We start from the raw sequence: 19433 nt of genomic DNA on the forward strand, positions 1-19433 counted from the left end.
AAAAAAGCGAAGTCATTTTTTTGACTCCGCTTTTTGACGCCTCGTCGTTCTAGATTAATTCTTCCTTATTCAATCCGTACTTTCGCATCTTTTCTACCAGTGTCGTTCGCCGCATACTCAGCATGTCAGCCGCCCTAGCAACCACACCAGACTGCGCCTCTAACGCCTGCTTAATCAAATCAATCTCAACCTCGGCGAGGGTTTCTTTCAAGTTAACCCCCTCAGGCGGCAAGCTTGTGAGCCCTGGGCTATCTGCAAAGCCTGGCATATCCTCTTCGAAAGCAGGTTCGTCCGGCTCATGAAACATCGCCGTTAGCGCATCACGCTCCGCCATTTCAGTATCTTCGACCGAATAGGCCTCAGGCTGGAATTCAGGGATATCACTGTAGCGATATTTAGCTGGCAAATGGTTCACATCGACCATTTGCCCGGGATACAAGATAACCAAACGTTCGATGAGATTAGCCAGCTCGCGCACATTGCCTGGCCACTCATGCTCCATCAGCGAATTAATCGCGCGAGGTGAAATATGGATCCGACCATTACCTTCCACATCAAGACGAGACATGAGCTCATGGATCAATAGCGGAATATCATCAATTCGCTCGCGCAGCGCTGGCATTTCGATAGGAAAGACATTGAGTCGATAATACAAATCTTCTCGAAACTCACCTTCTTTGATCATGGTTTCTAGCGTACGGTGGGTCGCGGCAACGACGCGAACATTGGCGCGAATGCTTTTGTTGCCTCCCACTCGCTCAAACGTGCGTTCTTGCAACACACGTAACAATTTGACTTGCATTGGCATCGGCATGTCGCCGATTTCATCCAAAAACAGCGTTCCGCCTTCCGCCAGTTCGAAGCGCCCTTTACGCGCTGAAATCGCGCCCGTAAAGGCACCTTTCTCGTGACCGAAGAGTTCGCTTTCTAACAGCTCTCCTGGAATCGCCCCACAATTGACGGGCACAAAGGGGCCAGACGCGCGCGATGAGGCATGGTGAATATGACGCGCCACCACTTCTTTTCCGGTACCGGATTCACCGAGGATCAAAACACTGGCTTCGGTAAAAGCGACCTGTTCAATAAGATGACGGACCTGTTCGATGGCATCGCTTTTGCCCACCATATTATGAAAGGCGGTATTATCGCCAGACAACTGTGGAATACTGAAAGCCTGTTTACCGGCAAACTCGCGGCAATGATGGAGTGCATCGAATAATTGCGGGTAGTTCAAAGGTAGCCCAAGTTCACCCACATAGTTAGGTAACCCTGAAAGCTCACGATCGTGGCGTCGAATCGCAATCACAGGCACGTGATGATAGGTAGCAAGCTGCTCAAGTACTTTTTCAAGTAACGGTGTCGAGCGGACGTGGCCAAGAAAACATGCGCCCCAGTTTTGCTCCCAAAGTGCATCACTGACATCTGTGGTCGAGTGAAGCGCGTAACGCTCGCCGATAAAGTCGAGTATCACGCCGAGATCGTGACGAAACTGGTCATCGTCATCGATAACGAGGATCTTTGCTAAATCTTGCATGTGTGAGATACGTCTGCCCTGATAACTTTTTATAATTGTGTCGCTTTTAAGCAACAACAATCTCAATTTTAATCAAGACATTGTAATAGAGAACGCGCATAAGGCAACCGGAGACACAGTAAACCTGTGACTCCAGTGCCATGTCAGTGGTTTGATAGGCAGTTTAACTGGTCGCTTGAGTCATATTATGGTATTCGGAAGGGATCTGGTCCCAAGCGGATTTTATCTCTCTTAACAGCTCAATCACATCGTCGATGGGTTCCGGTTTGTTTTCCAAATTCGCGGTACTCACCTGACGAATCATAAAGTCATAGATGGCGTCTAAGTTATCAGCAATATCGCCGCCATCATCCATTGATAGACATGCACGTAGATTAATAATGATATCTAACGCTTTACCTAACCGCTCACCTTTGACGGATAAGTCGCCTTGTGCCATGGCAGCTTTGCCTTGAATTAAGCGCTCAATCGCGCCGGCCATCAGCATTTGGATAACCTTATGAGGCGACGCAGCGCTTAATTGACTGTCAACCGAGACCTTCTTGTAGGCCTGTAGTGAGCCTCTCATAGTCTTCCTCACTTATTGAAATTTCTTATACAGCTGCACAGACTGCTTCCCCTTGCGCTGCTGTAACAAGCGCTTGGCAGCATCGGCTTTCTGCCCCTCGAGTGCATCAATGAGCGTTTCTGTTCTTGCTAACGCCTGAGACCATTGCTGTTGATTCGGCGCTTGTGGCGACGCTGCAATCTGCTCAAGCAACGCTTGTCTGTCATGCAATTGCTGAGCCAGTTTTTCTGAATCAATGTCACTCATGCTCAATTGCTGCGCAATTGCTTCATCAATCTGCTCGAGTGCATCGAGCCATTCGGACACCTGGGTCATCATTAACCCGGCATAATGTTTTGCATAGCTTGTAACTGTGAACGCATTTGCGAGGTGGCTTCTTCCATCGCAGAAAAGCGCTGCATAGTACGCGACTCTAAGTTTTCCATGCGGCGGTCTAACTCTCGTTGGTCATCACGAAGGCGAAGTTTTTGCTCTGACAATGTGCTTTCACGATTACTGATCGCACCACCCGCGCCGGTAAAGCCGCCAACGACTTGTTCAAGCTGACGCGCAAAGCCATCATTACCACCAAAAAAACCTTCCAATGCGTTAAAGTTTTGACGCAGTTGCCGATCAAGCACCTTGTTGTCGACTTCTAGACGACCGTCCATAGTGGTAGTGACACCAAGCTCGCTCAGGGTTTTCATTCCCTCCGGGGCTTGCTCAATCGGTGACGAGAAAAGATTGCGCAATCGACTGGTTGCCGTTCGAATGACACTTTCCCCCACCAAAGGGCCACCTTGCTGGGTCTCAGGGTCATACTTACTGACCGCTTGCGAGACACGGAAAAACGCATTGTAATTATCGACGAACGACGTAATGGTCGAACGTACAGACTCTCGGTCATGTTCAACGGCGAGTGCCAACGGCTTATCACTGGTTTGCGCGACTTCCAGTGATACGCCTTCGATGGCATTATCAAAGGTGTTCGTGGCACTGGAGACTGATGCGATACCATCAATCAGTATCTTGGCATCTTGTGCAGCTTGCATTTGTGCCATGCCGTTATTAGCTTGTCCCGCTTTGAAGCCTAACTGATGAAGCGCACTCCCCACTTGCGCATCAACACTGACTTCCACCTGATTATCCGCGCCCGTTTTATTGCCATTCAACACCATGCGTGCGCCGCTATCATCTTGGATAAGCGACGCTTGTACACCGGGATTTTTCGGATCGCTATTAATCGCACGCACGATGTCTGCCAAGCTGTCTTTGCCTTGGGGAACATCAATCACGCTGGTGCGATTACCCATGGTAATAGTGAGCTTGCCACTACCTAAAGACGCATCAGCATCAACGCCCGGTGACACAAGCTTGTGTGCACCCGCGAGTTGCTGAACATCGATTTGATAACGACCGGGGATGGCATCTGGCGTCGCGCTGGCGCCAAGTGCGTCTGGATTGCTAACTGATGTGGTTCTCGCCGCAAAACCTTCATTGCGACGAAAATCGTACATTTGGGTTTTGAGTTTATCGAGAGATTCTTTTAAGCGGCCAAACGCACTGATGTCGGTTTCGACATCATTCATGCGTTTGACGATACGCTCTTGTTTGGGTGCACGCTCAGCATCCACGATTTTAGTGACCATGGAGTTGATATCCATGCCACCGCCCATGCCTGCTGCCTTAACACTCATAACGACTCTCTCACCTCGTTATACCTTTTCTGTGACAAGCCCTCGCGCGTGTTGCGACAATTGCTTAGCAAGCTCTAACATTTCCTGTTCTGGGATCTGACGGATGATGTCACCACTGTTCATTTCATAAACGGTGATCACACTGCGTCCTGTGTCTTCATCCAAACGGAATGCGAGCCCCTTGTTAAAGTCGGACATAAACTCATCGAGCCGCTCTACCAACTTCTCCAGTTGTTTGCGTTGTAGCTGACGATTTTCCTCAATGCGCTGTGACTGCTCTACACGGCGTTGTTGCATTGACTCTCTCGCCTCACGACGCTCTGCCTGCTGGTGCTGGCTGACCGGATCTGGGCGTACTTTTCCAACTCTTACATCTCTAGCAACCTTTGTGCCATCAGAGTGTACTGAGTGCGGCAGGGATGAATTTGTAACGGATGAAATGTCCATCGTTATTCACCTCCCAAAACGTAGCGGCGGCGATTAGGCCGCCACTCGTGAATGGTTTAACCGAGCAAGCTCAGTGCGGCTTGTGGTGCCTGCTTGGCTTGCGCCAAAATAGAGGTACCAGATTGCTGCAAGATTTGTGACTTGGTCAAGTTGGTTGTTTCTTTGGCAAAGTCAACATCACGGATACGGCTGTTAGAGGCCGAGACGTTTTCATTAACGTTATCCAAGTTGGCAATGGTGTGGCTCAAGCGGTTTTGCTTCGCACCCAATTCTGCACGGTGAGAGTCGATAAACTGCATTGCATTATCAATCATACCCACGGCTTTTTGCGCACCACCCATAGACGAAACATCAACATCTTTAATGGTTTCATCCACTTTGGTACCCATCGCTAGCGATGTTGCCAGTGCACCGGTAAAGGTCGCATCTGACCCAGCACCGGTTACGATTTGCAGCTCGCCATCTTCAGTCACAGACGCACTCAGTTTATCTTGAGCTTGACCATTGATATAAGTAGCGATCTCTTCAATATCATCTCCACCCTTGGCCGTCACGTTGATAGACGTAGACGTGCCGTCAGCGTTAGTGATATTGATTGCCATGGTGGCACCGGCAGTCGCCGTCCAACCTGCTGATTTTGCGTTAGCCGCCGTAAAGCTTGCCCCACCCATTTCACTGTGGTCTGCACGGATGTTTTTAAACTCCATCATCACAGCTTCACCAGCGTCTGCACCCACTTGGAAAGAGCGCGTACCGAAGGTACCGTTAAGCAGTTTCGCCCCACCAAACGAGGTGGTTTCTGCGATACGGTTCAGTTCGTCTTTCAGCGCAACAACCTCTTCTTGGATTGCAGCACGTTCAGAGTCACCGTTCGCACCGTTAGCTGATTGCAGTGACAAGTCACGCATCCGTTGCAAGATGTTGCTTGACTCTTCCATCGCACCTTCAGCGGTTTGCGCCATTGAGATGCCGTCATTCGCATTTCGTACAGCCACGCCCAAACCACTGCTTTGTGCCATCAAACGGTTAGAAATCTGAAGGCCTGCCGCGTCGTCTTTAGCACTGTTAATGCGAGAACCGGATGACAAACGCTCCATCGAGTTGTTCAGCGCATCCGTTGAGTTATTCAAATAACGCTGAGCAGTCATCGCAGGGACGTTAGTGTTAACAGTAATAGCCATAACTATTCTCCTTTGGTTCTAGGTCCGGCTTCGCCCAGCTGACCAGGGAAAACCAGTATCAAAATTGTTCACAACCCATTTAGCGGCGCACGTTGAGAAAGCTTTAGCTTTTTTTGTCGGTGCTTGGCGGTGCATTTACACCACTGCCGTAAGGCGCTATGGAGGTTAACGCCCAAAGGAGAAATATCTTTAGCAAGATTTTGCGAAAAAATGGCACAAAAAAAAGCGGCAACCCATTGCCGCTTTTAGTGTGTTGATATGAAGAGAATTATTGCAGAAGGTTCAGTGCCGCTTGTGGCATCTGTTTCGCTTGCGCCAACATGGAGGTGCCCGCCTGCTGCAAGATCTGCCCTTTGGTCATTGCCGTGGTCTCTCGGGCAAAGTCGGTATCGCGGATCCGGCTATTCGATGCCGCCACGTTTTCCTGAATATTCGACAAGTTGCTAATGGTGTGGCTGAGTCGGTTTTGCTTGGCACCCAAGTCCGCACGTTGGCTGTCAATATAGCGCATAGCCGAATCAATCACCCCAACGGCCATTTGCGCGCCACCAACATCCGACACATCGAGGTCGGCGGCGGTGACCAAATCACCATTGCCAGACACCATCCCCAACGAGGTCGCCAGTCCGCCACCAAAGGTCACCGCACCTTCAACTTTGTGCTCTTCGATAAAGACTTGAAGTTGACCCTCTTCATCGACTGAGGCGGTTAACATTTCGCCAGACTGACCATTAATGTAACTGGCCAGCTCCTCGACATCATCACCCGCTTTCGCGGCGATGGCCATGCTCACGTTTTGGCCATCTTTAGTAGTAAACTGCAGCTGCAACGTTGCCGCCGCAGGATCGACTTCCCACCCTGCCGATTTTGGCTGAGTACCCGTGAACTCGACCCCACCCATGCGGAAATCATCAGCGCGAATACTCGATAGTCCCATGATGATCGCCTCACCGGCATCCGCACCAATTTGGAACGATGCTTCACCAAACGAGCCATTAAGCAATCGACGGCCACCAAACGCCGTGGTTTCAGCAATCCGGTTAAGCTCATCTTTCAGTGCTTCTACCTCTTCTTGGATAGCGACACGCTCAGATTTACCATTGGCACCGTTTGCAGACTGGAGGGAAAGATCCCGCATACGCTGCAAAATGTTAGTCGATTCCTGCATTGCCCCTTCGGCAGTCTGCGCAATAGAAATACCATCATTGGCGTTTCGCATTGCCACATCAAGGCCTCGTGTTTGGGCAACCAAACGGTTAGAGATCTGCAAACCCGCCGCGTCGTCTTTAGCACTGTTAATTCGGCTACCTGACGACAGACGTTCCATTGAATTATTCAACTCATCGGTCGCTTTATTCAGGTAACGCTGCGCAGTCATCGCAGACACGTTGGTGTTAACTGTTACACCCATTTTGCTCTCCTTTGACTTTCGCTTGCTTTGCGAAACAGCCTACCCGCGACGTGTTGCACTGTGTTTGGCGGTGCTGCGGGAACAGCTTGTTAATCAGTTTCAAAATCAGCCCGTTCAAAAACTGGCCGCTTGTTCGAATAAATACAATATGTGTGCCAACTTTTATAAATCATTAAAAATCATAATGTTAAATGCTTTTCGTTGTACTAACAGCCAAAATTGATTCAAAAAACGCTGCCGCTTTTCTGTGCTTGGCGGCAAGGTGCGGCAATGCCTCGCCTAGCTTTTTGCCGTCTATGTGAGCGTTAGCCTGCAAGTTAGCGGCCAACTTCGCTCAACAGCCGGACGCGAGGCATATTTTTTGCTAAATTATTGGCTTATCGATGCTCGCCAGCCTCTTGCGGTAATACGCGAGGCTCTCACGGATAACAGGACGATGTAACCGATGACGCAAGACAATGACGGCCACACTAATATGACGCTGGATGACGCCTTCCAGCTCGGGATTCGTCTTTACCAAGAAGGGAAGAAAACCGACGCGCGGCAAGTATTCGAGCAAATACTGAGCCACGCACCCGATACCGTGCAAGTGCGGCAAGTGCTGGCCGTATTGGATGCGGAAGCGGGGCAACACGCGCAAGCAATGGCTCACCTTGACCACGCGCTTGAGCATGCCCCTGACGATCTGTCTTTGTTGTTCGATAAGGCACAGTTATTGACGCAACAAGGGCATAATCACGCGGCCATGGAACTTGTTGAGACATTGTTTGCCGCCGCTCCGACGAACCAAGACATCCTTAATTTGCGTGAGCAGTTAACAGCCAAGCTCGGCCTACAGGGAGAAAGTCGTCGAACGCATGCTTTGCGTGACGAGCTCCACCAGCTAAAAAACCAAGGGCTGGCCGATGAAATTAACAAAACCTTGTCAGTGGCGGCTGATTTGGTCGCTGATGGGCATAGTGACCAAGCTGAGCAGCTTTACCAAACCATACTCACGCTGGAGCCGGATTACCCACCGGCGCTGATGGCATTGGCGCAACAAGCATTGGATCAGAAAGCGTTCGGCAAAGCACAACAATTGCTACTACGTGGCAGTGAAAAAGCACAGGCTCATCCAGTTTGGCAACTGCTACTCATCCGCGCAGAAGCCGGACTGGGGGAGTATGCCAGCGCGCGCCAGCGCTGTTTAACGACCTATAAGCAAACGCAAGACACGGCATTTTTGCGTCAACTCCTGGTGGTTTATCTCAATGAAGCTAACTGGCTAGAAGCAAGTAAACTGGCCAAACAATGTTTGCGTGATGAACCTGAGCGCGGTGAATTACATTATGCCTATGCCCGTGCGACCTTCGAACTACTCAAGCAGCACCACCAATTTACCCAAAATAAATTAACCGATTGCTACCAGATCCACCTCAAGGCGCTCAATCATGTCAAGGATAAGCAAGCCAATACGTTACAAGCACAACTGGGCGAGCTTGATTGGTATATGGGCGATATTGAGCAAGCACAGCATCGTCTAGAAGCATTGCTATCGGCGCAGCCGGATGATCAGGCACTGCGATTTAACCTGGCGTTTGTCTATCGTACGCAAATGGCCTGGGAGAAATTCTACCAAGCCAATGAAGCTGGGATTGAATGCGGTCGCCGCCTCAAATATCACGGCAACTTACCCCGTTGGGATTTATCTCGGCCAAAAACCGATGCCGTGCTTATCATGCCCGAGCAAGGGGTTGGGGATGAACTGGCTTATTTTCACAATGTTGCCATGGTGGTTGAACGCGCTCGGAAAGTTTATGTCGGCTGTGATCCCCGCTTAGAGCCCCTACTACGCCAAGCTTTCCCCAGCACTGAAATTGTGCCCATTTCTCGTACTGACGGGAAAGACATTTTTGTGCCAGAGCATGTCCTAGCCGATATTGATAGTTGGATTGCCGGTGGGTCGTTGGCGGGCCTGTGCTACCAACACTTTGGGCGCCATTTGTATCACCAAACCTACATTGTCCCAGATGTCGCCGCCGATGCGCCTTGGATCGCCCCGTTAGCCGAGCTACATCAACACGGGCCCGTGTTTGGCGTGTGTTGGCGAAGTGGCCTCGCCGCCGCCACCCGTAATATTCACTATTTGGTCGCGGATGAATTGGCTGGCTGGATAAAAACCATGCGCCAGCTTTGCCCCAATGCCCAATTTGTCAATTTGCAATATGGCGAGTGTGATAAAGAACTCAGTAAAATTAAAAAACAAACGGGGATCGAGATCGTCTCCTTGCCGGGACTGGATCTTAAAAATGACTTTATGGGGACGGCGCACACAATCAAACAATTGTCTGGTGTGTTTACCGCAGGGACAGCGGTACACAGGCTGACCGTCGCCGTTGGCACCCCATGTTATGTGTTTTTTGCCGGCCATCAGCACAGTGATATGCAAACCCCTGACGCGATGCCGGGGAACCATGAGTACGCGTTCAGTTATCCGCCCATGCTCAAAGATAAGCAACCCCTGCTCGATGCCATGGCACACCGTATGGTGAGTGACCTCTGCCCCTAAAGGATGAGACTGCAAGTCTAAACGGATACAAAACGGGGCCGCTGATGCGACCCCGTTTTTCTCTTATCCTCGGCATCTTGTGGCCACCAAAGGCTTACGCTTTGGGTTAGATATAATTAAACAGCGAGAGATCTTTCGTTTTGGCAAAGGCCTGTTGGGACGCTTGCAGCGCGAGCATGTCCTCGTTCATATCGATGGCCGCCTGGGTATAGTCCAAGTCTTCCATGGTGCCCAGTGAGCGGTTGAGTACCAACTTGAAGTCTTTGTGCATACTTTCTTGCCGATCTAAGGTGGTCAGTCGTGTTCCCACTTCTGAACGAGCCTTGTTCAAATGCTTGAAGGCTGCTGCAAACTGTTCGGTCACTTGGTGGAGTTCTGCTGTGGCAGACGCATCGTCAATATCGGCATAAGACAGCGCGGCACCATTTTTAAACGAATCAAAAACGTTAAAACTGTCTTGCCTTTCAAGATTAATGGTATCACCTGGCTTCATCTCACCCTCGAAAGTCATTTTCAACGTGTTCCACTCAACGCCGTTTTGAGGATCATAGAGCCCGGCACTGACCTCAGTACCATCTTGCATCAACGAGTAGGTGGTGTCCCCACTCGCATTAACGTCAAAAGACACCGAATAGTTAGAGGTATCCGCATCATTGGTGTTTTCCGCTTTCGCCATCAGCAGTAAAGACCCGTCTTCAAGATCGTATTCAGGCTGATAATCACCAAAAGGGTTATCAATTTCCATAAACAGTTTATCGCCTGGATCAGACGTCGGCACTTCCACCGCTGGGGCTACTTGGGCCGTACGAAAGTAACTATCCCCCGCATAACGCACGTTGCCTTGGCTATCACGATAAAAAGGCTGCGTACTGGTTTGGGTACCAGAAAACAAGAAATTGCCTGACTCATCCTTGGTGTTCACCAAGTCCATAAAGTTATCAAACATCCCTTGCAAATCTTGCCGATGCGCGGTGCGGTCTTCCACCGATAACGAGCCGTTGATCATCGCCATCACTTTGCGTTTCGCGCCGTCCATGAGCTGTTCGGACTCATCAATCGCGATTTCTTCGCGGGTTTGTCGGTTTCGCGCTAACGTTATCGAGTCAATAAATTGGTCAATCTGCTCATCTTGCTGGCGAAAGTTTTGAATGTAGATAGACGACACCGGATCATCACCGGATGTAATAACACGTTTCCCCGTCGCCATCTGCTCTTGGTTATCCTGCACCTTCACATTCTGACGCATAATGTCGTTGGAGACCGACTGGTAATTGTGAAAGCTGGCAATACGACTAATCATACTGTCCTACCTTATCGCGTTGCATTGAGCAGAGAGTCAAATGTTTCGTTAGCGGCGGTCATAATCCGTGACGCCGCCATGTACGCGCGCTGAAACTTCATCATATTGGCCGCTTCTTCATCCAGGTTCACCCCAGACACTTCCGCCACACGACTTTCTGCGGCATCGTGTTCAACCATACTCACATCTTGCAGACGCTCATAAGAGGCTTTTTGCACCCCAAGATCGGTACTTAGGCCCTCATAGACATCGAGCACCGTCGAGCGACCGTTATCCATTAGTTTTTCCGTTTGCAGCTCCTGCATACGGATAAGATTACTATTGTCACCATCAGCCGGGATAAGGCTGATAGCCAGCACATCATCCGGTGCCGCTTTATCGTTGACCTCAATGATGGTGCCATTGACATCAACCGGCCCACCCGGTGGGTAGGCCTGTGGCGCGACCAAGACTTGCCCCTTAGGGTCGGTCACCGCAAATTGGCTACCATCGGGGGAGATCCGCACTTGAAACTCTTTTTGTCCACCGGCTTGTAGAATTCGCACATCACCGTCGCCATGGCTCACCGAGCTTGCACTGACATAACTTTGCGCCGCGATATCTGCCGGATCCTCCATGGTCACACGCATTTGCCCTGCCGCTGAGCGAGCGGGACGAATCAATACGCGTTCATTGGCCGCCAAGCCGGCATCCACTTGCACTCGCATTCCATCGACATTAAAACTAGGCGGGGTGCCACTCGGCGTCACCGTCGATTGCTTTCCATCCGGTGATGTCAGGGTATATTGGGTGCCATCAAATTTCAGTTGATAATCGCCCCGTTTGAGCTGCTGAAGATCATCGATATAGACTTTTAAGTCAGCGGTAGAGTCGCCGTTTTGGATCACTCGGGCGCTGGCAATACGGTCATTGTTAAAGTCAGTGAAAATATTCTTTCCCACTTCCCCATTTAGATCAAAACCCTGACTCTGTAAGTCATTGAGGGATTGGGAAAAGCCAATGGCCATCCGACCTAATTCGTCTCGCGCTTGTCCTAAGGTATCATCACGATATTCAAACAATGCCCCGAGTTTGCCGCGGATGTCTTGATTAGAAATCGCTTTCACTGTCTTCCCTTCCACCAACGCCAAACGACGCTCTTGATGGTCAGGCTTACCCGGCAAGGTGGTCAATTCACTGCTATTCATGCCAGACACCAACATATGGCCACTGCCGATAATCACGTTGAATAGCCCATCTTCTCGCGCGTTTACGCTCACTTGGGTATATTCAGAGAGCTCTCGGATCAGCTTGTCATGCCGGTCTAGCAAGTCATTGGCTTCGGCGGGCGTTTTCAGTATGGCTTTATGCACATCCACCAACTCTTGACCAATGTCATTCATTCGTTTGACGGTGGCATCAATTTGCGAGGACGTATCAATTGATTGCTGCTGCAACACACCATAAACATCGTTCATACCAGAAGCGACCATACGCGCTTTCTCGAGCACGACTTTACGAGCGCCCATGTCGCTGGGGCTATCTGCCAGCCCTTTGACCGCCCCATAAAATTCGTTCATATTCTCGGGTATTTTTTTGGCCGAATGCGCCATCATATCGTCAAGCCGCCCAAGCTGTTCATTGCGGGCAGCAGCATGAGAAAGGTTTGACGTCGAGACATTTAACTCGTTGACCGCAAACTTGTCATAGTTGCGGCGTATTGCCGCGGCATGGACACCGGTGCCGTAGTTATTGCCGCCCCAAAACTGGACATCATTGGTTTTTTGCTCAACCGACTGACGACTATATCCCTCCGTATTCACGTTAGAGATATTGTGACCTGTTGTATTCAGCTGTCGCTGCGCAGTCAGTACGCCTTGCGACCCAAGGGAAAGCAGGTCCAAGCCCATTGTGCCTCCAAATAACCCGGCAATTAAAACGAGATACTAGGGGTTAAGCAAAAATTGAGCCAAGGAATGAATTTGAGTTATTGTCTAATTAAAACAATGCATTAAGGAGTTCAAGAGTACAATTGAAGCAAGATGAAGTAAAAACGGCAAGCTCTTGCCTGCCTCCGCCTTAGTCCATCATGCCACGCACTTGGTCGAGCACACGAATGACTTTATCGGCATATTCCGGATCGGTGGCATATCCGGCTTGATGAAGCGCCCGAATAAACTGTTCAGGTTGCGCAGATTGCGATAAAGCTTGCTCATAGCGCGGGTTGTCACGCAAAAATGAGACGAAATCGTCAAAACTCTCTTGATAGGAGGGGTACGACCGAAAGCTTGCCGTTTCTTTGACCGGGATCCCGTCATACACTTCCAGGGTTTGTGTGGCGACTTTATCGCCTCCCCAACGTTGATCCGCTTTTATATTAAACAAGTTATGACTGTTATCGCGGGCATTGGCGATAACCTTTTTCCCCCAACCGGTTTCTAGTGCTGCTTGAGCAAGAATAATCGCCGGATCCGTACCTAACGCGCGAGCCGCGCGACGAGCATGCGGTGCCAGCGTGTTCACAAAGGAATCAGGCGAATCGAAGCCTTCTGAACGTTGGGGCGCAGGGGTGCTAGCGACTGGCGGCGCGATAGACTGACTATCGAGCGCCGCAATCGCTTTTTCTGCTGCCTCTCGACTACGGTTTTGATCCAACGGCAAAGATTGCGCCGACGCGCGAGCCGCTTCATTCATATCTGGCTGGCTGTCGCCTTGCGCTTTGCCTAATTGTTCAACAATCATATCCGCGAGGCCCAGTGAGCCCTCTCGGCTTAGTTCACTGGCCATTTGTTCATCGGCCATCTGCTCATAAAACTTCGAGGTACGATCGTCGATTAAGTCAGACTCAAACGCCTCATTGGCATCACGCATTGACTTGAACAGCATCTGGGTAAATAAGGACTCGAACTGCTCGGCGGCTGAACGCAACGCCGCTTGCTCATCCCCTTCTTCCCCTTTCACGGCTTGGCGACGTAGTGAGTCGAGCTGGCTTATATCGTGTACAAATTGACTATCAACAGGAGATTTCATGCGTTGCCCTATATCACTATCAATTGGCCATCAATGGCCCCAGCTTGTTTCAGTGCTTGCAGAATCGCCATGAGATCGGAGGGTGCAGCACCAACGCCATTCACGGCGCGGACTAAGTCGTCTAATGTCACGCCAGGTTTAAAGTGGAACATCCGCCCTTGCTCTTCCTCAACATTGATCTCGGTATCAGGCGTGACCACAGCTTCACCGCCACCTAATGGATTAGGCTGATCAACATTGAAGTCTTCTTGGATCGAGACCGTCATGCCGCCATGGGTGATCGCCGCAGGGCGAAGGCGCACATTTTGCCCGACCACAATCGTGCCAGTGCGAGAATTAACGATTATTTTCGCTGCCGCATCACCCGGCTGAAACTCAATATTTTCAACCGTTGATAAGAAAGCCACACGCTGGCTAACATCACGCGGCGCTCTGACTCTCACTGAGGTTGCATCCATAGCTGATGCGGTTGACGGACCAAGAAAGCGATTAACCGCATCCGCCATACGCTGTGCGGTAGTAAAGTCGGATTGGAATAAGTTGAAAGTCAGGTAATCACCACGACCAAAAGGATTAGGAACTTCCCGCTCAACGGACGCGCCATTAGTGATCCGTCCAACGGTTGGGGTGTTGCCCACCAACTGAGAGCCATCAGCACCGGTGGCGCTAAAACCGCCTACAATCAAGTTTCCTTGTGCGGTCGCATAGACATTACCATCCAAGCCTTTGAGAAAAGTTTGTAACAAGGTGCCACCACGTAAGCTCTCTGCCGAACCAATCGACGACACGGTAACGTCAAGTTTTTGACCTTGTTTTGCAAACGCGGGCAAGTCAGCGGTGACGGCAACGGCGGCAATGTTAGCTGATTGAGGATTGATATCTGGCGGCAATTGGATGCCAAAGTTTTCCAGCATCGACTTAAAGCTTTGATCGGTAAAGGGCGTGCTTTCACCTGTACCGGGTAACCCCACCACCAAGCCATAGCCGGTTAGGGTGTTACTGCGTACCCCTGCGACCTCCGCCACATCTTTGATGCGTGCGGCGAGGCTTGGCATCGCCACCATCAGCAAGACTATCGATAACAACCACTTTTTCACGTCAACTCTCCGACACATTGTAGGGCTACAAGGTGACATTAAAGAATCGTGCCAACCAGCCTTGCTCTTGGGTATCTTGTCGCTCACCTGTCCCTGAATACTGAATTCTAGCGTTGGAAATACGGGTCGAAGCAATGGTGTTGTCAGGGCCAATATCGGCCGGGCGAATTGTACCGCTGAGGCGGATATATTCATCCCCTGAATTCAAGGTAAGCCACTTTTCACCGCGTACCATCAAATTCCCATTCGCGAGTACATCCACCACCTGTACAGAGATAGAGCCTTGCAGGCTGTTGCTCTGATCCGCCGAGGTGGAGCCGGTTACCGAGTTGTCGTTACTGACCTCGTACGACAGTGTTCGCTCGCCAATGGTGATCTCCTCACCGCCTAGTGATAAGGGATCCATACTGAGATCATTGGATTTAGCCAAGTCAGAACTGGCACTTTTTTGCGCTTGGGTGTTTTCTTCCAGCATCACGGTCACAATGTCACCCAGACTACGTGGTTTTGAACCATCGTACAGGTCACGCTGGTCATTCACGTTGAATAAGGATCCTGTCGCCGTGGCGTAATGCTCGGGCGCTTGTTGCGGCCGGATTGGCGACCACGCTGGGTCATCCGCTTTGGGGTCTTCACGTTGACGCAATAAGCCAATCAAGCCTTCGCTGTCCGGTGTGGTGTCCCCTTCGACCGCGTCGGTGGTCGAGGTCGCTTGGTCAAGATCACTGCCTGTGTCTTGTTGCCCCGGCAATGAACAGCCACCTAGCCCCAACAAGGTGGCAAGGAAAAGGCCTGGGATTAATATACGTTGCACCGTCATCATTGCCTCCTTAACCCTTATTACAGCTGCTGATTGACGTAGCTGAGCATCTGGTCGACCGACGAGATCACTTTGGAGTTCATTTCGTAGACGCGCTGAGCCTCAATCATATTCACCAGCTCTTCGGTGACATTCACGTTAGAGGTTTCCAGCATCGATTGCTTCACTTCACCGAACCCATCGAGTCCAGGCACCCCCTCTTGAGGATCACCACTCGCACCAGTGGGCAGGTAAATATTCTGGCCGATAGGCTCCAACCCACCTGGGTTAATAAAATCAACTGTGGTTATTTGCCCGAGTACTTGGTTCTCTTGTTGACCACGTAATCGTACAGACACTTCACCATCCGTTCCGACCGTAATTTGTACCGCGTCTTCAGGAACAGTAATTTCTGGCTCTAGCGTATAGCCCGCACCTGATGTCACTATCGTGCCTTCGTCATTCAGGGTAAATTGGCCGTTACGCTGATAGCCGATGTTGCCATCAGGCAGTAATACTTGGAAAAAGCCATCCCCTTCAATCATCATGTCAAGGGCATTGTCTGTGGTTTGCACATTACCATTGGTGTGCACGCGCTGAGTGGCAACCACTTTTGAACCAGCACCGAGCATCAACCCACTGGGCAACTCAGTGTTCTGTGAGGATTGCCCACCTGGTTGGTTGATGTTCTGGTAGAAGAGATCTTCAAACACCGCGCGTGATTTTTTAAACCCGACCGTGGATGCGTTGGCTAGGTTATTCGAAATCGTCGAGATATTGGTCTGCTGCGCATCAAGTCCGGTTTTACTGACCCATAATGCTGGATGCATAATTACTTCCTCTTAATAAACCTTAGCCAAGCCGTAATAACGATGAAGACGACTCGTCCATTTTTTCCGCGGTTTTCATTAACTTCACTTGCATTTCAAAATGACGTTGCAAGTCGATTAACCCAGTCATCTCACCCACAGCGTTGACATTACTGCCTTCTAACGCGCCCGTTTGCAACGTCACACCCGCATCGGCCGGAAACACAGTGCCGGGCTCTTTGGGTTTGAACACGCCGTCTTTGTCTTTAAAGAGATCTTGATTATCTGGGCGAACCAGTTTGATTCTATCCACCACTTCCATCGCATCAGCTGGCGCACCTTGGGGGAGTACAGAGACACCGCCGTCTTTGCCCACTTCAATTTTGGCTGCAGGGAGGGGAATAAATATCGGGCCCCCACTCTCTCCGACAATGAGGTTACCATTACTGTTTTGGAGTAAGCCGGTTTGATCCACTTTGAGATGGCCCGCACGGGTATAGCCTTCTTGCCCTTGGCTGTCTAGCACTGACATCCAGCCTTCACCTTGCACCGCCACATCGAGGTTTCGGCCAGTGGTGATCGTCGAGCCTTGTTCAAAGCTGTATCCAGGTCGCTCAGTCATGTTAAACACACGGCTGGGTAGTCCTTCACCATAGGCCTGCATGGAGCGAGATTGCTCTAAATCTGCTCGAAAGCCTGTGGTGCTGACATTGGCCAGGTTATTGGCGCGCAGTTGCATGGCCTGCATATCTTGCTTTGCGCCACTCATGGCTAGGTATAACGAGCGATCCATAATTGGTTGCCTCCACAATCGTTCTACAGAGAAGAAAGCAAAGAGCGTGCCAGTAATTTAAATCGTTCAATATCAGCACTTTAACAGGGATGTGGTGTGGTTAAAAAGAAAGAAAAAAGGGGGAGAATGGAAAAGCCTTGCCGCCCTATGACTAAGCGGCAAGGCGTATCATCGCTAGCGGATCTGTAGGATATTTTGTTGCATCTGGTTGCTCACTTCCAAGGCACGCGAGTTCGCTTGGAAATTTCGCTGCGCGGTGATCAAATCAACCAACTCTTGGGTCATATCGATATTGGACTGTTCGATCGTGCCACTTTTTACCTGCCCGAAGGCGCCTTGCATGGCTTCACCAAAAATGGGGTCACCCGAGTCTTGCGTCACATCCCATTGCGTATTGCCCACTTGTGCCAAGCCTTGCTGGTTGGCAACACGCACCATCGCCACTCGTCCTAGCGCGACATTTTCACCGTTACTGTATGTCGCCATGATAGTGCCTTTAGGATCAATGTCGACTTTGGTGAGATACCCCGTGGTTGCGCCATCATCGGTGAATTTTCGCATCTCAAACGGTGCCGCATACTGGGTCGGATTATCGAAGTTGAGCGTAAGCTGCTGATCACCATTCGCGCCGTTCATTTCCAATCCCGCCCCCGCAGGCCCTAGGGCATCGGTCACGATCGGGTTACCACCATTGATATTGTTCACTGAGCCATCAGAGTTAAAGTCGATGGTGTGGCCAACCTGTCCAGCGGCATTGGTTGAATTACCCCCTTGGATATTCACCGGCTTCTCGCCTTCAGGATCTGTCATGGTGTAGTACACTGACCAGCTGTTCGGGTTCGCCGGATCGTTGCCTTTTACATAGTACGTCGACAACTTATATGGCTGACCGAGGGAGTCATAGACTGTGGCAGAGGTTTGCTTATTGTAAGTTTCTGGATCTTCAAAATTGAACTGCGCGGGATCTTTCTCTTCCCCGCCGGCAGGCAAGTTCAAGCCAATATCAACATTTTGTGACGCACGAGGCTGGCCAAACTGATCCGGGACGTTGAGCGACTGCGGCTCATACGACGAAACCTGCTGAGTATCAGGGTCGACATTATAACCGAGCAGATACTGGCCTTCAGAGTTGATAATGTCGTTATTTTTATCAAGGTGGAAGGCACCGTTGCGCGTTAAGTGGTAATCGTTGTTTTGCAGCTTGTCATTTGACACGCCGAAAAAACCATTACCGCTAATCCGCAAATCAAGCGGGTTGTTGGTGTAGATACTCGAGCCTTCGTGGAACTGTTGTGCCACGGTCGACGTTTGTACACCGGTCCCGTTCGTGGTCTTCGAATTAGAGAAGATGGAGGTTGAGTAGACATCACCAAACTCAGCACGTGACTCCTTAAAGCCATACGTATTGGCATTCGAGATGTTGTTACTGGTGGTGTTCATGTCTTTCTGGGCCGCACCAAGGCCACTTAACGCAATATTAAAACCCATTGCTTTTCACTCCTAATAAATCGGTTAGCCTTTCGTCACATTTCCGACGTCGGCATTACCGACCTCTAGCACTTCAGCAAGCTTAAACGGTGAGGAGAAGCCGGCAAGATTTAGCATCACGTTGCCATCGCCATTCCCCAGCAAGACACTGTTTACATTGGCATAGGTCGACACATCAAACTCTTGAGTTTGGCCATCAACCAAGCCGCTAACTTTGAGCTTATAGGTCCCTTCCGGCATAGGATTGCCGTTATCGTCGAGCCCATCCCATTCCACACGGTGATCGCCCGGCGGTTTGGCACCCATACTGAACGTTCGTAATAGCTGTCCTTGTTCGTTTTCAACTCGGACACTGACGTTATCGAGCGCACGCGGCAACTTCACCATACCAGCCACACCGCCAGTCTCTCCTTTAACACCTGTCGATCCAGGCACAAGGACATCACGTCCGACCAAGGATGACGCTTGCAATGCTTGGTTGGAAGTAATCGACTCGTTGAACGTATCAAACTGATTGTTCATTTTGCCGATGCCTTCTACCGTCGCAAAAGACGCCATCTGCGAGATCATCTTGTCATTATCGACAGGTTTGAACGGATCCTGTTGTGACAGCTGTTTGGTGAGCAGAGAAAGAAAGTCTTCTTGCTTGAGTGCCTGTTTGCCTGTTGTACTATCTTGGCTCTCTTGCAGTTTTTTCTCTTGCTGCGCCTTTAGCTGGTCAATGTAGGACAGTCCGTTACTCGAACCTGTACCGTCGATTCCGGCCATCTTCG

At 50.4% G+C, this 19433-nt stretch carries 17 protein-coding genes; 1 reads left to right on the forward strand and 16 read right to left on the reverse strand.

All coding sequences use genetic code 11. The annotated features are described in order from the left end of the window. Positions 1-49 precede the first annotated feature (49 nt). The 7 genes from WN56_RS10480 to WN56_RS10510 form a co-directional block, all read right to left on the reverse strand. Positions 50-1534, reverse strand: coding sequence for a sigma-54 dependent transcriptional regulator (locus WN56_RS10480; RefSeq protein ID WP_046074952.1), 1485 nt, complete (start codon positions 1532-1534; stop codon positions 50-52). Positions 1535-1697: 163 nt separating this feature from the next. Further along, positions 1698-2102, reverse strand: a complete 405-nt coding sequence (gene fliS / locus WN56_RS10485) for a flagellar export chaperone FliS (protein WP_046074953.1) — start codon at positions 2100-2102, stop codon at positions 1698-1700. Between the two features lie 12 nt (positions 2103-2114). Next, the gene (locus tag WN56_RS10490) at positions 2115-2420 is read right to left on the reverse strand and encodes a hypothetical protein (RefSeq protein ID WP_052708064.1); all 306 of its coding nucleotides are present in this window, start codon (positions 2418-2420) and stop codon (positions 2115-2117) included. Continuing rightward, entirely contained in the window at positions 2420-3778 is a 1359-nt protein-coding gene (fliD, locus tag WN56_RS10495) for a flagellar filament capping protein FliD (protein WP_046074954.1), read from the reverse strand. Before fliD ends, WN56_RS10490 begins: the two co-directional genes overlap by 1 nt. An 18-nt stretch (positions 3779-3796) precedes the next feature. Further along, positions 3797-4225 (reverse strand): flagellar protein FlaG, encoded by a 429-nt coding sequence (locus WN56_RS10500; protein WP_046074955.1) that lies wholly within the window; start codon positions 4223-4225, stop codon positions 3797-3799. Positions 4226-4281: 56 nt separating this feature from the next. Next, on the reverse strand, positions 4282-5406 hold the full coding sequence (locus tag WN56_RS10505; protein ID WP_046074956.1) for a flagellin: 1125 nt from the start codon (positions 5404-5406) through the stop codon (positions 4282-4284). 268 nt (positions 5407-5674) lie between these two features. Further along, positions 5675-6817: a flagellin gene (locus tag WN56_RS10510; protein ID WP_046074957.1), complete on the reverse strand. Its 1143-nt coding sequence runs from the start codon at positions 6815-6817 to the stop codon at positions 5675-5677. A 445-nt stretch (positions 6818-7262) separates the two neighbouring features. Between WN56_RS10510 and WN56_RS10515 the strand changes: the two genes are divergently transcribed. Then, complete coding sequence (locus WN56_RS10515; RefSeq protein ID WP_046074958.1) at positions 7263-9365, forward strand: tetratricopeptide repeat protein; 2103 nt, start codon at positions 7263-7265, stop codon at positions 9363-9365. Between the two features lie 106 nt (positions 9366-9471). Here WN56_RS10515 and flgL read toward each other — a convergent pair whose 3' ends face one another. The 9 genes from flgL to flgD all read right to left on the reverse strand — a co-directional run bounded on the left by flgL (position 9472) and on the right by flgD (position 19428). Further along, on the reverse strand, positions 9472-10665 hold the full coding sequence (flgL, locus tag WN56_RS10520; protein ID WP_046074959.1) for a flagellar hook-associated protein FlgL: 1194 nt from the start codon (positions 10663-10665) through the stop codon (positions 9472-9474). An 11-nt stretch (positions 10666-10676) separates the two neighbouring features. After that, positions 10677-12554 (reverse strand): flagellar hook-associated protein FlgK, encoded by a 1878-nt coding sequence (gene flgK / locus WN56_RS10525; protein WP_046074960.1) that lies wholly within the window; start codon positions 12552-12554, stop codon positions 10677-10679. A 169-nt stretch (positions 12555-12723) separates the two neighbouring features. Continuing rightward, on the reverse strand, positions 12724-13674 hold the full coding sequence (gene flgJ / locus WN56_RS10530; protein ID WP_046074961.1) for a flagellar assembly peptidoglycan hydrolase FlgJ: 951 nt from the start codon (positions 13672-13674) through the stop codon (positions 12724-12726). An 8-nt stretch (positions 13675-13682) separates the two neighbouring features. Then, complete coding sequence (locus WN56_RS10535) at positions 13683-14738, reverse strand: flagellar basal body P-ring protein FlgI (protein WP_369795706.1); 1056 nt, start codon at positions 14736-14738, stop codon at positions 13683-13685. A 58-nt stretch (positions 14739-14796) separates the two neighbouring features. Further along, a complete protein-coding gene (locus WN56_RS10540) occupies positions 14797-15591 on the reverse strand; it encodes a flagellar basal body L-ring protein FlgH (RefSeq protein WP_101494468.1) in 795 nt (264 codons plus the stop codon). A 20-nt stretch (positions 15592-15611) separates the two neighbouring features. Further along, positions 15612-16400, reverse strand: a complete 789-nt coding sequence (gene flgG, locus WN56_RS10545) for a flagellar basal-body rod protein FlgG (protein ID WP_046074963.1) — start codon at positions 16398-16400, stop codon at positions 15612-15614. A 22-nt stretch (positions 16401-16422) separates the two neighbouring features. Beyond that, positions 16423-17172, reverse strand: coding sequence for a flagellar basal-body rod protein FlgF (flgF, locus tag WN56_RS10550; RefSeq protein WP_046074964.1), 750 nt, complete (start codon positions 17170-17172; stop codon positions 16423-16425). A gap of 174 nt (positions 17173-17346) precedes the next feature. Then, complete coding sequence (flgE, locus tag WN56_RS10555) at positions 17347-18660, reverse strand: flagellar hook protein FlgE (protein WP_046074965.1); 1314 nt, start codon at positions 18658-18660, stop codon at positions 17347-17349. A 24-nt stretch (positions 18661-18684) separates the two neighbouring features. Beyond that, complete coding sequence (flgD, locus tag WN56_RS10560) at positions 18685-19428, reverse strand: flagellar hook assembly protein FlgD (RefSeq protein ID WP_046074966.1); 744 nt, start codon at positions 19426-19428, stop codon at positions 18685-18687. Positions 19429-19433 lie beyond the last annotated feature (5 nt).

The sequence above is a fragment of the Salinivibrio sp. KP-1 genome (assembly GCF_000968645.1).
GTDB classification, from domain to species: domain Bacteria; phylum Pseudomonadota; class Gammaproteobacteria; order Enterobacterales; family Vibrionaceae; genus Salinivibrio; species Salinivibrio siamensis.

Excerpts from the sequence above, each read along its gene's own strand:
- flgL (WP_046074959.1), bottom strand. The coding sequence starts at position 10,665 with ATGATTAGTCGTATTGCCAGCTTTCACAATTACCAGTCGGTCTCCAAC.
- WN56_RS10490 (WP_052708064.1), bottom strand. The coding sequence starts at position 2,420 with ATGATGACCCAGGTGTCCGAATGGCTCGATGCACTCGAGCAGATTGAT.
- WN56_RS10540 (WP_101494468.1), bottom strand. The coding sequence starts at position 15,591 with ATGACGGTGCAACGTATATTAATCCCAGGCCTTTTCCTTGCCACCTTG.
- WN56_RS10515 (WP_046074958.1), top strand. The coding sequence starts at position 7,263 with ATGACGCAAGACAATGACGGCCACACTAATATGACGCTGGATGACGCC.
- flgF (WP_046074964.1), bottom strand. The coding sequence starts at position 17,172 with ATGGATCGCTCGTTATACCTAGCCATGAGTGGCGCAAAGCAAGATATG.
- WN56_RS10480 (WP_046074952.1), bottom strand. The coding sequence starts at position 1,534 with ATGCAAGATTTAGCAAAGATCCTCGTTATCGATGACGATGACCAGTTT.
- flgK (WP_046074960.1), bottom strand. The coding sequence starts at position 12,554 with ATGGGCTTGGACCTGCTTTCCCTTGGGTCGCAAGGCGTACTGACTGCG.
- WN56_RS10535 (WP_369795706.1), bottom strand. The coding sequence starts at position 14,738 with ATGGTGGCGATGCCAAGCCTCGCCGCACGCATCAAAGATGTGGCGGAG.
- fliD (WP_046074954.1), bottom strand. The coding sequence starts at position 3,778 with ATGAGTGTTAAGGCAGCAGGCATGGGCGGTGGCATGGATATCAACTCC.
- WN56_RS10510 (WP_046074957.1), bottom strand. The coding sequence starts at position 6,817 with ATGGGTGTAACAGTTAACACCAACGTGTCTGCGATGACTGCGCAGCGT.
- WN56_RS10500 (WP_046074955.1), bottom strand. The coding sequence starts at position 4,225 with ATGGACATTTCATCCGTTACAAATTCATCCCTGCCGCACTCAGTACAC.
- flgE (WP_046074965.1), bottom strand. The coding sequence starts at position 18,660 with ATGGGTTTTAATATTGCGTTAAGTGGCCTTGGTGCGGCCCAGAAAGAC.
- WN56_RS10505 (WP_046074956.1), bottom strand. The coding sequence starts at position 5,406 with ATGGCTATTACTGTTAACACTAACGTCCCTGCGATGACTGCTCAGCGT.
- flgG (WP_046074963.1), bottom strand. The coding sequence starts at position 16,400 with ATGCATCCAGCATTATGGGTCAGTAAAACCGGACTTGATGCGCAGCAG.
- fliS (WP_046074953.1), bottom strand. The coding sequence starts at position 2,102 with ATGAGAGGCTCACTACAGGCCTACAAGAAGGTCTCGGTTGACAGTCAA.
- flgJ (WP_046074961.1), bottom strand. The coding sequence starts at position 13,674 with ATGAAATCTCCTGTTGATAGTCAATTTGTACACGATATAAGCCAGCTC.
- flgD (WP_046074966.1), bottom strand. The coding sequence starts at position 19,428 with ATGGCCGGAATCGACGGTACAGGTTCGAGTAACGGACTGTCCTACATT.